Here is a 14,524-nt window from a genome sequence, read left to right as displayed (position 1 = left end):
GACCATTCTAGGTAATGAATGCAGCCTAATAAATAGTATGCTAACTAATTCACTATTACAAAACCTGCAACAAGCCATGGCTTAGTCCTTGGCCCAGTAGCGTTGGTCTTCCAACACTAGATTTTCTACCTGCAGGCGCTCGGGAAGTTCTTCCTTGAGGAAGTCGATCCAGGTCTTGATCTTGGCGTCGAGAAAGCGCCGCGAGGGATAGAGCGCATGGATGGTGCGCTCGCGTAGGCGGAAGTTGGGCAGTAGCCGTACCAGACTGCCATCGCGCAGGTAGTTGACCGCGATGTAGCTGGGCAGCAGACAGATGCCCATGCCCTGCCGCGCCACGCTGGCCAGGGCCTCGGCGACGTTGACCTGGAAGACGTAGCGCGGCGCCACCTGCAGCTCGCCTTCGGGACCAGCGAAGACCCAACGCTCGGAGAAGTTGGGATCCAGCAGTCGCAGGCAGTCGTGCTCGGCGAGATCGGCCGGTACCTTGGGCGCCGGACGCTGCGCCAGGTAGCTGGGCGCCGCGCAGACCACGCTATAGACGCCACCGAGACGCTGGGCGACGAAATCCGAATCGGCCAGCTCGGTGTCCAGGGTGATGGCGATGTCATGCCCATCCTCCAGCAGTGCCGGATGGTTCTGCGAGAGCGTCATGACGATCTCGACGTGGGGATAGCGGGCGCAGAAGCGCGACACCAGTGGTGCCAGCAGCTGGGTGCCCAGGCCGGTCATGGAATGCAGGCGCAGATGGCCATGGGGCTTGAGATGGGCACCGCTGGCTTCGGCTTCGGCCTCGCCGACATCCTGCAGGATGCGCCGGCAGCGTTCGAGATAGCGCTCGCCCGCCTCGGTCAGTGCGAGCCGCCGGGTAGTGCGGTGCAACAGACGGGTCTGCAGGTGGCTTTCCAGTTCCGCCAGCAGGCGCGACACCTGGGCGGTGGACAGGGCGAGGGTGTGGGCGGCAGCCGTGAGACTGCCCAGATCCACCACCCGGACGAAGATGCGCATGCCTTGGAAAATATCCATTATTGCCTTTTTCGCAATGGAGTTTCGTCAAGCTGTCACTTTATTGAAAAAGTCACACGCCCGATAGTGGTGCGGTGAGCTGCTGTGGATTCGACATTTTGACCGCGCGAATCCTTCCCTCCGGCAGTGGCTCCTTGGATAGCTCCTTGCGGCCTTCCGGCAGACGTCTCCTCTGGAGACCTCGGTCGGAAGGCCGTTTTTTTTGCCCGGCTTTTGGGCCAGGCCCGCTGCCTCAGCCCTTCCGCTCCGGCTCGCGAATGCGGTAGCTGGCGATATAGAGCGCCGGCAGGAACAGCAGGGTCAGCAGCGTCGCCGCGACGATCCCGCCGATCATGGCGTAGGCCATGGGTCCCCAGAACACCTCGCGGGCGATGGGAATCATGCCCAGGCTGGCCGCGGCGGCGGTCAGCAGGATCGGTCGGCGACGGTGGCGGGTGGCTTCCACCACGGCGTCCCAGGGCGAGCGACCGTCACGCTCGAAGGCGTCGATCTGGGTCACCAGGATCACCGAGTTGCGGATGATGATGCCGATCAGCGCCAGTACCCCGAGGATGGCGACGAAGCCCAGCGGCTGGCCGAAGGGGATCAGCCCCAGCACCACCCCGATCAAGCCCAGGGGCGCCACGCTCGCCACCAGGAACAGCTTGCGGATGCTGTGCAGCTGGATCATCAGGAAGGTAGCCATGAGAAACAGCATCAGCGGCACCACCTCGGCGATGGGGCCCTGGGCCTTGCTACTCTCCTCCACCGTGCCGCCCACCGCCACCTGATAGCGCGGCGGCAGCTTGGCGATGAAGGCATCCACCTCCGGCTGCAGCTGCTTGACCAGGTCCGGTGCCTGGATCTCGCTGAGAATGGACGCCTTGAGGGTGATGGTGGGCAGGCGGTCGCGGCGCCACACCAGCGGCTGCTCCAGGGCGTAGTCGATACGGGCGAAGGCCTTGAGCGGCACCGCGACGCCCTGGGGCGTCATGATCTGCAGATTCTCCAGGGTCTCCACCGAGCGCCGCTCGGCCTCGCTGGCGCGGGCCACCACGTTGACCAGGTAGATGTCGTCGCGCACCTGGGTCACCGGGGTGCCGGTCACCACGCCATTGAGGATCTGCGCCACGTCCTGGGAAGAGAAACCCAGCTGCCGCGCCTTGTCCTGGTTGACCTCGACCTTGAGCATCCGCGCCGGCTCGTTCCAGTCGTAGAGGAAGTCGCCCAGCTGCGGACTCTTGCCCAGCACGCTGGCCAGGGCCAGGGCCTGGCGACGCACCTCGGCGACGTCCGGGCCGCTGATGCGGTACTGAATCGGCCGCCCCACCGGCGGGCCCATTTCCAGGGGCTGAACGTAGCCGGACAGCCCGACGAAGTCCTGGCGCAGGCGCTGTTTGAGCTTGGGCAGCAGCCGATTGCGGGCTTCCAGATCCTTGGCCACCAGGATCACCTGGCCATAGAAGGGATTCTCCAGCTGCTGGTCCAGCGGCAGGTAGAAGCGCACCGCGCCCTGGCCGACATAGGAACTCCAGTGGGCCACGTCCGGATCGTCGGCCAGGGTCTTTTCGAACCTGTCCATCTGCGCGCGGGTGGCATCGAGGGAGGCGTTCTGCGGCAGGTTGAAGTCGATCAGCAGCTCGGGCCGATCCGAAGACGGGAAGAACTGGTTCTGCACGAACTTCATGGCGAACAGCGCCGCGGCGAACAGCAGCACCGTGAGGATGATGGTCAGCCAGCGATGGCGCATGGCGCCCAGCAGCAGGCCGTCGGACCAGCGCGCCAGGCGACCGGGCTGGTCATGATCCTTCTGCTTCACCTTCTTCGGCAGGATGTGCACGCCGATCACCGGCGAAAAGAACACCGCGACGATCCAGGACAAGAGCAGCGCCACGGCGATCACCGCGAACAGGGTGAAGGTGTACTGGCCGGCGCTGCTGGAGTTGAGGCCGATGGGCACGAAACCGGCCACGGTCACCAGGGTGCCGGTGAGCATGGGAAAGGCGGTGGATTCGTAGGCGAAGGTCGCCGAGCGGTGCAGCGACTCGCCCTCCTCCCGCTTGGTCACCATCATCTCCACGGTGATCATGGCGTCGTCCACCAAGAGGCCCAGGGCGATGATCAGGGCGCCGAGGGAAATCCGCTGCATGGTGATGCCGCTGTATTCCATGAAGACGAACACCAGCGCCAGGGTCAGGGGGATCGACAACGCCACCACCAGGCCGGCGCGCACGCCAAGGCTGATGAAGCTCACCACCAGCACGATGATGACCGCCTCGAACAGCGCCCGGGTAAAGCCGCCGACGGCCTTTTCCACCACCTGCGCCTGGTTGGAGACCACGTGCACGCCGATGCCCACCGGCAAGGCGCCAGTCAGTTCCTGCATCTTTTCGGTCAGGGCCGCGCCAAAGGTCTGGATGTTGCCACCGCTGCTCATGGCGATGGCCAGGCCAATGGCCGGCTGGCCCTTGTAGCGGAACAGCGAACTGGGCGGATCGGCATACCCGCTGCGGATGTCGGCCAGATCGGTGAGGCGATAGAAACGATCGTCGATGCGCAGATTGACCGCGGCCAGATCGGCGGTGGAGCGGAATTCGCCACTGGTACGCACGCTGATGCGCTCGGCGCCGGATTCGATGGTCCCCGAGGGCGTCACCGCGTTCTGCTGCTGCAGACTCTGCATCACCTGGCGCTGATCCAGCCCCAGGGCGGCCAGCTTGCGGGTGGAGAAGTCCAGGTAGATGACCTCGTTCTCCGCACCGATCAGTTGCACCTTGCCGATGCCCGGCACGCTGCGGATCTCGCGGCGCACCTGCTCCACCTGGTCGCGCAGCTGGCGCATGCTGAAGCCGTCGCCGGTGAAGGCATAGATGCTGCCGAAGACGTCGCCGAACTCGTCGTTGAAGGCCGGTCCCTGGATGCCCTGGGGGAAGTCGCCCTGGATGTCGGAGACCTTCTTGCGCACCTGGTACCAGATGTCGGGAATCGCCTTGGCCGGCGTGGTGTCACGCAGATAGACGAACACCGTGGACTGGCCCGGCCGGGTAAAGCTCTTGGTGTAGTCCAGCGAATCCAGTTCTTCGAGCTTCTTTTCCACCCGCTCGGTGACCTGGCGCAGGGTCTCCTCGGTGGTCGCCCCCGGCCAGCGGGTCTGGATGACCATGGTCTTGATGGCGAAGGACGGGTCTTCCTCGCGGCCCAGCTTCATGTAGGAGAAGACGCCCATCAGCAGGGCGACGAACATCAGGTACCAGACGAAGGATTGGTGGCGCAGCGCCCAGTCCGACAGGTTGAAGCCTTTCATGGCCGCGCGCCCTCCTGATCCTTCACCCGCTGTCCCTCCTCGAGACTGTTGACCCCGGCTATCACCACCCGCTCACCGGCGCTCAGACCGTTGCCGATCCATGCCAGGCCGTCCGCCTCGCGCAGCACCTCGACCGGCCGCTGGCGCACCTGCGCCTGCTCGCCCTGGCCCGCCACCACCCAGACCGAAGTCTGGCCGTTCTGGCGCCGCAGCGCCTGGATTGGCAGAGACAGGCCCGCGGCTGGTGGCGACGCCAGTTCGCCCTGCACCAGACTGCCGATGCGCAATGCGGCCGGTGGCTCGTCCAGGGTCAGGCGCACCCGCCGGGTACGGGTGGTGGCATCGGCCTGGGGCTCGATCTCGCGCACCTGGCCCTGCACCGCCACGCTCGGATCCAGCGCCATGCGCACGGTCAGGACACGACCTGGGGTCAACTGACCGATGGCCTGGGCCGGCAGGTCCAGCACCGCCTCGCGGATGTCCGGGCGGGCGACCCGCACCACCGGCTGACCGGCGGACACCACCTGGCCGACCTCGGCCTCCCAGGCGGTGATCACGCCGTCGAAATCGCTGTAGAGCTCGGCATAGTTGCGCTGATCGCGGGCTTGCCGCTCGGCGCTCTGGGCCTGTTCGCGGGCAGCCTCCAGGGTATGCAGGCGGGTCAGCACCTGGTCCAGCTGGGAGCGCGAGCCGACGCCCTGGTCGAACAGCTGCTGCTGACGCCGGGCATCGTTGCGGGCATCGCGCCACTGGGCGTCGGCATCGGCGCTCTGGCCCTGACGACTGCGCAGGGCATTGTCCTGATCGGTGGGGTCCAGCGCGGCCAGCAACTGGCCGCGGCGGACCGGCTGACCCACGTCCAGCAGGCGGCGGGTCATGCGGCCACCGACGCGAAAGCCCAGCACGCTCTCGTAGCGCGCCTGGATGCTGCCGGCGAACACCTCACGCTGGGGCTGCGGCGCGCTGAGGGTCAGGGTCGCTACCGGCCGGATCGGCGGCGGTGGCGCCTCGTCGTCGGAACAGCCGGCGAGAACCAGCAGCAGGCAGAGCGGCAGGAGGGGCTTCATGGGCGCACCTCGTTGAAGGCGGAGCGCTCGGCGACCTCGACCTTCTGGCCGGGACTCAGGGCCTGGCCGCCGGCGACCACGATGCGGTCGCCGGCCTTGAGGCCGTCGCTGACGATGATGCTGTCGCGGGTGTAGCGCTCGATGCGCAGCGGCTGCAGGCTGACCCGGCCGTCTTCGTTCAGGCGCCAGGCGGCGGGCTGATCGGTGGTGCCGTTCAGCGCCGTCCAGGGCAGGGCGAAGCCCTGATCGGCCACGCCCTCCAGCTGCGCATTCACCACCGCGCCAAGGGTCATGGCGGCGGGTGGCCGGTCCAGCTGTACCTTGATGCGTACCGTGCCGCTGCTCGCCACCGTCGGGGCGATCTCGCGCAGGGTGCCCTGGGTCGCGATCGCCGGTTGCGCCTGCAGGGCGACGGGCAGCCGCTGGCCGACCTGGAGTTCGCGGGCCAGGGATTCGTAGAGATCGAAGACGGCATCGAGTTCGCCGCTCACCGCCAGGTCGAAGATCGCCGCGCCGGCCTGCACCACCTGACCGGCTTCGGCATGGCGGGCGGTCAGCACCCCAGCGGCGCTGGCGCGCAACTCGGTATAGCCCAGCTGCTTGCGCGCATCGTCGCGCTGGGCCACGGCGGTTTGCAGCGCACTGCGGGCGCCATCGAGGGTGGCCTGGGCCTGATCGTACTGGCTGCGACTGGTATAGCCCTTGGGCAAGAGCGCGGCCTGGCGCTCGAAATCGACCCGCGCCAGCCGGGCGCGGGCTTCCTGGGCCTCCACCTGGGCCTGGGCGGCGGCCAGGTTGTTGCGCAGATCCTGGGGATCCAGCCGCGCGAGGATCTGGCCCTCGCGTACCCGATCCCCGACGTCCGCCAGCCGCTCGCTGATCTTGCCGCTCACACGGAAGCCGAGCGGTGCCTGCACCCGCGCCTGGATATCACCGGTGAAGGGAATGCGCTGGGCATCCTTTATCGGGCTCAGCTGCGTCACCACCACCCGCGCCGGTTCCTCGGTGGGCGGTCGCTCCTGGGAACAGCCCGGCAACAGCATTACCAGGGCCAGAGCGACCGTTACCTGGCAGAGGTGAGCAAGGCGGAGAGCCCTCATGATTATCCTTATCGGTGGAAGAGGCACGATCTGCGAACTGACCACAGGCGGCGCGGGGGGTTCGTCCGACGAATTGTCCGGCGCTGGGCGCTGCTTGGGAAGCGCTACGGCGGGGCCGCCTGCGCAAATGGTCGGTACCAGAGCGGCAACTTGCCCACAAATGTTCACAAATGCCCTGGAACCCGGCATTCCAGGGCGCAGTCAACTACAACGAGCGCTGTGGACCTGCCCGTTCGCAGCTGATGCCCGTCTCTCCACTGGAACGGGCCCAACCAGATTCCCAGGTTTACTTCGACGAGGCCGAACTCATGAAAAAGCTGCTGATCACCTCTACCGCTGCTGTGATGCTGTCGATGGCCACGGGTGTCTTCGCGGCCGAAACCTCCAAGAGCGCCACGGCCGTCAATGGTTCGGCTACCGAAGCCGTACCGGGCAAGACCACCGTCAAGGGCGGTGCTGATGGTGGTGCCGAAGTCCCCTTCAAGAGCGAGAAGCCCAACAAGGTTGACGCGCGCAACCAGAACAACATGCAGTAAGCCCAGCTTTCTGGCGGTAACAAAAGCCCCGGCATGCCGGGGCTTTTTGCTGCCTGACGTTCGAGACGCAGACAAAACAAACCCCGCCGAAGCGGGGTCTGTGGAAACTGTGCAGCAGCCGGGCTTAGCGCCAGAACGGCTTGTGCATTTCCTGGTAGCGCTGGGCCTCGGTGATACCGGCGTCAGCCAGCATACGGGTGTCCAGGCGAGCCAGTTCGTTACGGCTGGCGATGCGACGCTGCCAGGTGGACAGGGTGGAGATAACGCGCAGGGCAACGGGCACACGGTTGCTGGGCTTGGCGTTGTACAGCGAGGAACTGAAGGTGCGTTCCATGGTGGCTTTCCTTCCCGCTTGTGACGGGTACTGGTCATCGAATGGCGCCATTGTCTCGCCAGGCGAGTGCTACCACCAGTAACAGTACAAGGAAAGGTTCGCGGATCACTCAGCACACAATTGCAACTGTACTGCTGCAATTTGGGTCATTCTGTAACGCTTTGCACCATTGCAGTGCAAAAATTGGTTACCAGAAGGAACATCGCGGAAATTCGAGCTATACAGTTGGCCCGAGGCCAACGAAACAGGACTGCTGTTCTACCTGTTACCGCACCCACTGTCCAGCCTGGAAACGCCGTCATGCTCCAGAAAGGAGCGCTTCCGACGCCCAGTGGGCGCCGGAAGCCTCTCACCGTCAACGCGCGGCAGCGGCCAGGCTCGGGGCGGCAGGCTGACGCCGACCCACCCAGGTACCGATGGCCACGACCACCAGTGCCAGCAGACCGGTCGCCAGGATCTCGAAGCGGTGGGCGTCGCTGAACAGCATCACGGTCAGGGCGCCAACAATGAAGACGATCACCGCCCAGGTCAGCCAGGGGAACAGCCACATACGGAATTCCAGCCGCTCGCCACGGGCCATCAGCTTGCGTCTCAGGCGCAGCTGGGTCACGGCGATCACCAGGTAGACCAGCAGTGCCACGGCACCGGAGGTGGACAGCAGGAAGCTGAACACCGCCTCGGGCATGGTGTAGTTGGCGATGGTGGTCAGGAAACCCACGGCGGTGCTGGCCAGCACCGCGGTACGGGGCACGCCAGCGCTGGACGCACGACCCATCTTGGCCGGGGCATCGCCACGGCGGGCCAGGGAGTAGAGCATGCGCGACGCGGTGTAGAGCGCCGAGTTCAGGCAGCTGGCCACGGCGACCAGGACCACACAGTCGACGATCAGCTTGGCATTGGGAATCGACAGCACTTCCAGGGCGCGCTGGTAGGACCCCACGATCGGCAGCTGGGCATCGTTCCAGGGCACCATGGACACCACCAGGAAGATGGAGACCAGATAGAACAGCGCGATCCGCCAGATCACCGAGTTGGTGGCCTTGCTGATCTGCCGGGACGGATCCTTGGATTCAGCCGCGGCGATGGTGACGATCTCGGTGCCCATGAAGCTGAACATGGTGGTCAGCAGGGCGCCCAGCACCGCGCCAAAGCCATTGGGCATGAAGCCGCCGGTATGGGCCATCAGATTGCTCAGGCCACTGACCTCGCGACCGGGCAGAGCACCGACCAGCGCCGCCGCGCCCAGGGCGATGAAGGCGACGATGGCGATGACCTTGAGCAGAGCGAACCAGAATTCGAACTCGCCGTACTTGGCGACGCTGAACAGGTTGGTCACGGTCAGGATGCCGGTGATGATCAGCGCGAACTGCCAGGTGGCGATGGCCGGGAACCAGGCATTGAGGATGGCGGCGGCAGCCACGGCCTCCAGCGGAATGACCAGCACCCAGAACCACCAGTACAGCCAGCCGATGGTGAAGCCGGCCCAGCGGCCGATGCCCTGTTGGGCATAGGACGAGAAGGAGCCGGTATCGGGCGAGGCGACCGCCATTTCACCCAGCATGCGCATGACCAGCACCACCAGGGTGCCGGCCAGGGCGTAGGCCAGCAGCACGGCCGGACCGGCAGCGGCGATGGCATGACCGGAGCCGACGAACAGACCGGCACCGATCACTCCAGCGATGGACAACATGGTCACATGGCGCGGTTTGAGCGCCGGAGAGAGGTTGCATTCTACGTTGGACATAAGGTGTTACCTGACAACGGAAAGCCTCCCAAGTGCAACTTGCGCGCCACCCCCGCTGAAATCGGCACAAAATGAACTCAAAGGGTGCAACGCTTCGCGCAAAGTCGCGAAAAAGCGGCACTTTGCCTAGCTATTGCACTAACTATTTGATGTGCAAAACGATTTCTTTCGTGTGCCGCTGCGCTTCCACCTTGCTTCGTTAGGTATCACTTTGTGCAACTTGCACCATCATGGTGCCGACAAAGGTGAAACCTCAGGTAACCGCCTGTGACGAGGATGCTACTGCCTCCACCCGGCGAGGCAGCACGAAGGCCTCGATCTCCTCAAGAAACATCCTTTCCACGGTAAAGGTCCATCGCAGCTGCTCGGACTGACGAAATCAGGACTTCAAAGGCCAACAAAGAGGCTTTTGCGCATCGCCACACGGGTGAAGGGAACTTGAATGGCTGCCAAGCCTCTGCACCGCTGCGACAAAATGTAACCGTGGCGGACAGATGTTGGTAATATTCCAACATATTAGCTAGCTAACCATAAGCCCTGCGGATCACGTCGGGCACCTGATGAGACCCTGATCATGTCCGCAGACGATTCCGTCCCGGCCCGTCGCGACTTCCTGCGCAAGTCCCTGAGCCTGATTCCCGTGGTCGCCCTGGCGGGCGGTGCAACCTCAGGTCTGGCACTCGCAGCGCCCACGCCGGAAAACAAGCCCGGCAGCAGTCCGCGCGCCGACCACTACCAGCCAGTGTTCTTCACCGCCGAGGAGTGGGCCTTCGTACAGGCTGCGGTGGCCCGGCTGATTCCGGCGGACGAACTCGGCCCGGGCGCGCTGGAAGCCGGGGCGCCGGAATTCATCGACCGGCAGATGCAGACCGCCTATGCCCGCGGCGGCCTCTGGTACATGCAGGGTCCCTTCGCCATCGATGCCGCACCGGAGATGGGCTACCAAAGTCGCCTGGTACCCCAGGATCTCTATCGCCTGGGGATCGCTGCAGTGGACCGCTGGACCCGTCAGCAGTACGGCAAGGTCTTCGCCGAGCTGGCACCCGCCGACCAGGACGTGGCCCTCAAGGCCCTGGAAAGCGGTGACGCCGCGCTCGAGGGCGTACCAGCCAAGCTGTTCTTCGCCCAGCTGCTGCAGAACACCAAGGAAGGCTTCTATTGCGATCCGCTGCATGGCGGCAACAAGCAGCTGGTCGGCTGGAAACTGGTGAATTTTCCCGGCGCCCGCGCCGACTTCATGGACTGGGTGGAACGCGATGAGCGCTATCCGCTGCCCCCGGTCTCCATTCGCGGGGAGCGCGGTTGATGGCCAAGGTACTGCCCAGCAAGAACGTGGTGATCGTCGGCTTCGGCTGGACGGGGGCCATCATGGCCAAGGAACTGACCGAGGCCGGCCTGGACGTGGTGGCCCTGGAGCGCGGCAGCTACCGTGACACCTATCCCGACGGCTCCTATCCCCAGGTGATCGACGAACTCACCTACAGCATCCGCAAGAAGCTGTTCGTCGATGTGTCCAAGGAAACCGTCACCATCCGCCACAGCGTCAACGACGTCGCCCTGCCCAACCGCCAGCTGGGCGTCTTCCTGCCCGGCGATGGCGTGGGTGGCGCGGGCCTGCACTGGTCGGGCGTGCACTTCCGGGTCGATCCGGTGGAGCTGCGCCTGCGCAGCCACTATGAAGAACGCTACGGCAAGAAATTCATCCCCGACGGCATGACCATCCAGGACTTCGGCGTCAGCTACGCCGAGCTGGAGCCCTACTTCGACTTCGCCGAAAAGGTGTTCGGCACCTCGGGCACCGCCTGGAGCGTCAAGGGCCAGGTGGTGGGCGATGGCAAGGGTGGCAACCCCTATGCCCCGGATCGCTCCAGCGACTTCCCGCTGCCGGCGCAAAAGAACACCGTCTCGGCACAGCTGTTCGAGAAGGCCGCGCGCGAGGTGGGCTATCACCCCTACAACCTGCCGTCGGCCAACACCTCGGGCCCCTACACCAATCCCTATGGGTGCCAGATGGGCCCCTGCAACTTCTGCGGCTACTGCAGCGGCTACGTCTGCTACATGTATTCCAAGGCCTCGCCGAATCTCAATATCCTGCCGGCGCTCAAGCAGGAGCCGCGCTTCGAGCTGCGCAGCCAGGCCCATGTGCTGCGGGTGAACCTGGACAGCACCGGCAAGAAGGCCACCGGGGTGACCTACCTGGACGCCCAGGGCCAGGAGCTGGAACAGCCGGCCGACATCGTCATCCTCGCCGCCTTCCAGTTCAACAACGTGCGCCTCATGCTGCTGTCGGGCATCGGTCAGCCCTATGATCCCAAGACCGGCGAGGGCGTGGTCGGGCGCAACTTCGCCTATCAGAACATGGCCACCATCAAGGCCTTCTTCCGCCAGGATCAGCACCACACCAATCCCTTCATCGGCGCCGGTGGCAACGGCGTGGCAGTGGACGACTTCAACGCCGACAACTTCGACCATGGCCCCCACGGCTTCGTCGGCGGCTCGCCCATGTGGGTCAACCAGGCCGGCACCCGGCCCATCGCCGGGGCGGCCAATCCACCCGGCACCCCGCAGTGGGGCAGTGCCTGGAAAAAGGCCCAGGCCGGCTACTACAACCACCAGCTGTCGATGGACGCCCATGGCGCGCACCAGTCCTATCGTGACAACTACCTGGATCTGGACCCCACCTACCGGGACGCCTATGGCCAGCCGCTGCTGCGCATGACCTTCGACTGGAAGGACAACGACATCCGCATGACCCGCTTCATGGCCGACAAGATGAAGAAGATTGCCGAGGCCATGAATCCCGAGCACATCAGCGTCTCGGTCAAGGAGTTCGGCGGGCACTTCAACACCGCCAGCTACCAGACCACCCACCTCAACGGTGGCGCCATCATGGGTACCGACCCCAAGACCAGCGCGGTCAATCGCTACCTGCAGAGCTGGGACGTGCACAACGTCTTCGTGCCGGGCGCCTCGGCCTTTCCCCAGGGCCTGGGCTACAACCCCACCGGCCTGGTGGCGGCCCTGACCTATTGGTCGGCGCGGGCCATCCGCGAGCAGTACCTGAAGAACCCCGGCCCCCTGGTGCAGGCATGAGAGGCGCGCCCATGATCTTCCGTACCCTCGCGACCCTGCTGCTGGGCGCCGGCCTGGCCATGACGGCCCAGGCCGCCGAAGACGCCGATCCGGCGCTGGTCAAGCAAGGCGAATACCTGGCCCGCGCCGGCGACTGCGTGGCCTGCCACACGGCGCCGGGCGGCCAGCCCTTCGCCGGCGGCCTGCCCATGCAGACGCCCATCGGTACCCTCTACTCGACCAACATCACCCCGGATCGGCAGACCGGCATCGGCGACTACCGCTTCGCCGACTTCGACGCCGCCATCCGCCAGGGCATCGCCAAGGAGGGCCATACCCTCTACCCGGCCATGCCCTACCCCGCCTATGCCCGGGTCACCGAGGCGGACATGCGCGCCCTCTATGCCTACTTCATGCACGGGGTCACCCCGGTCACCCAGGTCAATCGTGACAGCGACATCCCCTGGCCGCTGTCCATGCGCTGGCCCCTGGCGATCTGGCGCCAGTTGTTCGCTCCCGAGGTTGTGCAATTCCAGCCCGCGCCGGACCAGGACCCGGTGGTGGCGCGCGGCGCCTATCTGGTGGAAGGCCTCGGCCACTGTGGCGCCTGCCACACACCACGCGCCTTCACCATGCAGGAAAAGGCCCTCTCGCCTGCCGATGGCAAGGACTTCCTGGCCGGCAGCGCACCCCTGGAAGGCTGGATCGCCAAGAATCTGCGGGGCGATCATCGCGATGGCCTGGGCAACTGGAGCGAAGACCAGCTGGTGCAGTTCCTCAAGACCGGTCGCTCCGCCGACAGCGCCGTGTTCGGTGGCATGACCGAGGTGGTGCAGCACAGTCTGCAATACCTGAGCGACGCCGACCTGCGTGCCATCGCCCGCTATCTCAAGGCCTTGCCGCCCAAGGATCCGCACGATGCGCCCTTCCAGCCCGATGGCCGTGCCGCCGCAGCGCTCTGGAAGGGTGACGACAGCGCCCGCGGGGCCCAGGTCTATGTGGACAACTGCGCCGCCTGCCACCGCACCGATGGCCAGGGCTACGACCGGGTGTTCCCGGCACTGGCCGGTAATCCGGTGCTGCGCACGGCCGACGCCAGTTCGCTGATCAACATCGTGCTCAAGGGCGGCACCCTTCCCGGCCTGCACACGGCGCCCTCGATGATCGTCATGCCGCCCTTCGGCTGGCGGCTGAACGACGCCCAGGTGGCCGACGTGGTCAGCTTCATCCGCGCCAGCTGGGGCAACGACGCCGCCCCGGTCAGCGCCGCCGATGTCGCCAAGTGGCGCACCGATGACACCCGCACCACCTCGGGCGATGACCTGGGCCAGGCCTTTGGTCACGGTCAGCCAGAGCTGCGCGAAGCGGGCAAGTAGCGAACGAAGGGGCGCGACCTCGTCTATAAAGACAGGCTGCCCCCGGAGATGCCTGGATGACCTGCGTACTACACCTGCTCAACGCCAGCGGTCGCCTGGACCCCTGGCGCGCCATCCTGCAGGAGACCTTCACCGATGCCCTGACCCGTATCGCTGCGCACCTGCCCGAACAACGGGTAGACGTGGTGGTGCAGGTGGGCGCCTGGGTGATCCCGGAGTTGGGTCTGAATGGCTACAGCCCGGACGCCGAGCGAGTCTTTCTGACCCTGGACCCCGACAGCCCGCACCTGCAGCAAGCCTTCCCTGATCGCTTCACCGCCCTGCTCGGCCACGAATTGCACCACTGCCTGCGGCATGCCGGTCCGGGTTACGGGTCCACACTGGGCGAGGTCTTGGTCAGTGAAGGCCTCGCCTGCCAGTTCGAAGGTGAATTGACCGGCCAGCTGCCCTTCTATGCCCAGGCCGCCCCCCAGGAAATGGCCAGATACTGGGACGACCTGAGTGCCGAACTGCACCAACCATACGACCATGCCCGCTGGTTCTTCGGCAGTGGCGACCTGCCCCGCCATCTCGGCTATGCGCTGGGTCGCTGGCGAGTCGATCGTTATCTGCAACGTCATGGCCTGACGGCCGCTGCCTGCGGACAGTACCCGGCTACAGCCTTTCTCGCGGAATGATCTCACCGCCTTAGCCAAGCCGGCGCGACGGCGGCGAACACCTCGTCCAGCCATTCGACCCAGGCGCGCACCCCTGCGGGGTCTCCACTCTTAGTGGTCGTTACGCCATCTGATTTCGCCCAGCGACCTTTCGTACAGACCTGAAGACCATCAAGCCCATCGCCGACCAGCGGGCTTGCGCGGCTGGCATCGATCCTGCTAGCTTGATCGGGTTAGTACCAAGCTGACCCCAATCGCTGGACGCCTTTCCGCTCGTTGTAGCAGCGCGAAATAAGCGTCATCCGGATCGAATCGATCCCTCGATTGCTCAGG

At 65.3% G+C, this 14,524-nt stretch carries 11 protein-coding genes; 5 read left to right on the top strand and 6 right to left on the bottom strand.

The genetic code is table 11. From position 1 onward, the window contains the following. Window positions 1-81: 81 nt before the first annotated feature. The 4 genes from NRG74_RS18410 to NRG74_RS18395 form a co-directional block, all read right to left on the bottom strand. Entirely contained in the window at window positions 82-1,023 is a 942-nt protein-coding gene (locus NRG74_RS18410) for a LysR family transcriptional regulator (protein ID WP_026083654.1), read from the bottom strand. Between the two features lie 232 nt (window positions 1,024-1,255). Continuing rightward, a complete protein-coding gene (locus NRG74_RS18405; RefSeq protein ID WP_064307759.1) occupies window positions 1,256-4,306 on the bottom strand; it encodes an efflux RND transporter permease subunit in 3,051 nt (1,016 codons plus the stop codon). Further along, entirely contained in the window at window positions 4,303-5,373 is a 1,071-nt protein-coding gene (locus NRG74_RS18400) for an efflux RND transporter periplasmic adaptor subunit (protein WP_257705008.1), read from the bottom strand. The genes NRG74_RS18405 and NRG74_RS18400 overlap by 4 nt, the downstream gene beginning before the upstream one ends. After that, entirely contained in the window at window positions 5,370-6,473 is a 1,104-nt protein-coding gene (locus tag NRG74_RS18395) for an efflux RND transporter periplasmic adaptor subunit (RefSeq protein ID WP_257705007.1), read from the bottom strand. Before NRG74_RS18395 ends, NRG74_RS18400 begins: the two co-directional genes overlap by 4 nt. A gap of 308 nt (window positions 6,474-6,781) precedes the next feature. On the opposite strand from NRG74_RS18395, the gene NRG74_RS18390 reads away from it, so the two are divergent. Further along, window positions 6,782-7,009 carry a hypothetical protein gene (locus NRG74_RS18390; protein ID WP_143075250.1) on the top strand — a complete coding sequence of 76 codons (228 nt, stop codon included), beginning with the start codon at window positions 6,782-6,784 and terminating at the stop codon, window positions 7,007-7,009. A gap of 124 nt (window positions 7,010-7,133) precedes the next feature. Here NRG74_RS18390 and NRG74_RS18385 read toward each other — a convergent pair whose 3' ends face one another. Both NRG74_RS18385 and gabP read right to left on the bottom strand, forming a co-directional pair. Next, window positions 7,134-7,343 carry a DUF1127 domain-containing protein gene (locus NRG74_RS18385; protein ID WP_017639329.1) on the bottom strand — a complete coding sequence of 70 codons (210 nt, stop codon included), beginning with the start codon at window positions 7,341-7,343 and terminating at the stop codon, window positions 7,134-7,136. A gap of 355 nt (window positions 7,344-7,698) precedes the next feature. Continuing rightward, window positions 7,699-9,087 (bottom strand): GABA permease, encoded by a 1,389-nt coding sequence (gene gabP, locus NRG74_RS18380; protein WP_017639328.1) that lies wholly within the window; start codon window positions 9,085-9,087, stop codon window positions 7,699-7,701. Between the two features lie 574 nt (window positions 9,088-9,661). Between gabP and NRG74_RS18375 the strand changes: the two genes are divergently transcribed. Genes NRG74_RS18375 through NRG74_RS18360 form a run of 4 tightly spaced genes read left to right on the top strand, consistent with a single transcriptional unit; the run spans window position 9,662 to window position 14,212 of the window. Continuing rightward, window positions 9,662-10,393: a gluconate 2-dehydrogenase subunit 3 family protein gene (locus NRG74_RS18375; RefSeq protein WP_257705006.1), complete on the top strand. Its 732-nt coding sequence runs from the start codon at window positions 9,662-9,664 to the stop codon at window positions 10,391-10,393. Continuing rightward, window positions 10,393-12,180, top strand: a complete 1,788-nt coding sequence (locus tag NRG74_RS18370) for a GMC family oxidoreductase (protein ID WP_257705005.1) — start codon at window positions 10,393-10,395, stop codon at window positions 12,178-12,180. Before NRG74_RS18375 ends, NRG74_RS18370 begins: the two co-directional genes overlap by 1 nt. 11 nt (window positions 12,181-12,191) lie before the next feature. Further along, window positions 12,192-13,535: a c-type cytochrome gene (locus tag NRG74_RS18365; RefSeq protein ID WP_257705004.1), complete on the top strand. Its 1,344-nt coding sequence runs from the start codon at window positions 12,192-12,194 to the stop codon at window positions 13,533-13,535. 56 nt (window positions 13,536-13,591) lie between these two features. Beyond that, entirely contained in the window at window positions 13,592-14,212 is a 621-nt protein-coding gene (locus NRG74_RS18360; protein ID WP_257705003.1) for a DUF2268 domain-containing protein, read from the top strand. The last annotated feature ends 312 nt before the right edge of the window (window positions 14,213-14,524 follow it).

It is taken from the genome of Pseudomonas oryzihabitans (assembly GCF_024652905.1).
Lineage (GTDB): Bacteria > Pseudomonadota > Gammaproteobacteria > Pseudomonadales > Pseudomonadaceae > Chryseomonas > Chryseomonas benzopyrenica.
The sequence above is the reverse complement of the archived record's forward strand: the minus strand, read 5'-3'. Positions and strand labels throughout refer to the sequence as shown.

What these genes read in the sequence shown, in the direction of transcription:
- NRG74_RS18410 (WP_026083654.1), bottom strand. Translation starts at nt 1,023, where the DNA reads ATGGATATTTTCCAAGGCATGCGCATCTTCGTCCGGGTGGTGGATCTG.
- NRG74_RS18405 (WP_064307759.1), bottom strand. Translation starts at nt 4,306, where the DNA reads ATGAAAGGCTTCAACCTGTCGGACTGGGCGCTGCGCCACCAATCCTTC.
- NRG74_RS18400 (WP_257705008.1), bottom strand. Translation starts at nt 5,373, where the DNA reads ATGAAGCCCCTCCTGCCGCTCTGCCTGCTGCTGGTTCTCGCCGGCTGT.
- NRG74_RS18395 (WP_257705007.1), bottom strand. Translation starts at nt 6,473, where the DNA reads ATGAGGGCTCTCCGCCTTGCTCACCTCTGCCAGGTAACGGTCGCTCTG.
- NRG74_RS18390 (WP_143075250.1), top strand. Translation starts at nt 6,782, where the DNA reads ATGAAAAAGCTGCTGATCACCTCTACCGCTGCTGTGATGCTGTCGATG.
- NRG74_RS18385 (WP_017639329.1), bottom strand. Translation starts at nt 7,343, where the DNA reads ATGGAACGCACCTTCAGTTCCTCGCTGTACAACGCCAAGCCCAGCAAC.
- gabP (WP_017639328.1), bottom strand. Translation starts at nt 9,087, where the DNA reads ATGTCCAACGTAGAATGCAACCTCTCTCCGGCGCTCAAACCGCGCCAT.
- NRG74_RS18375 (WP_257705006.1), top strand. Translation starts at nt 9,662, where the DNA reads ATGTCCGCAGACGATTCCGTCCCGGCCCGTCGCGACTTCCTGCGCAAG.
- NRG74_RS18370 (WP_257705005.1), top strand. Translation starts at nt 10,393, where the DNA reads ATGGCCAAGGTACTGCCCAGCAAGAACGTGGTGATCGTCGGCTTCGGC.
- NRG74_RS18365 (WP_257705004.1), top strand. Translation starts at nt 12,192, where the DNA reads ATGATCTTCCGTACCCTCGCGACCCTGCTGCTGGGCGCCGGCCTGGCC.
- NRG74_RS18360 (WP_257705003.1), top strand. Translation starts at nt 13,592, where the DNA reads ATGACCTGCGTACTACACCTGCTCAACGCCAGCGGTCGCCTGGACCCC.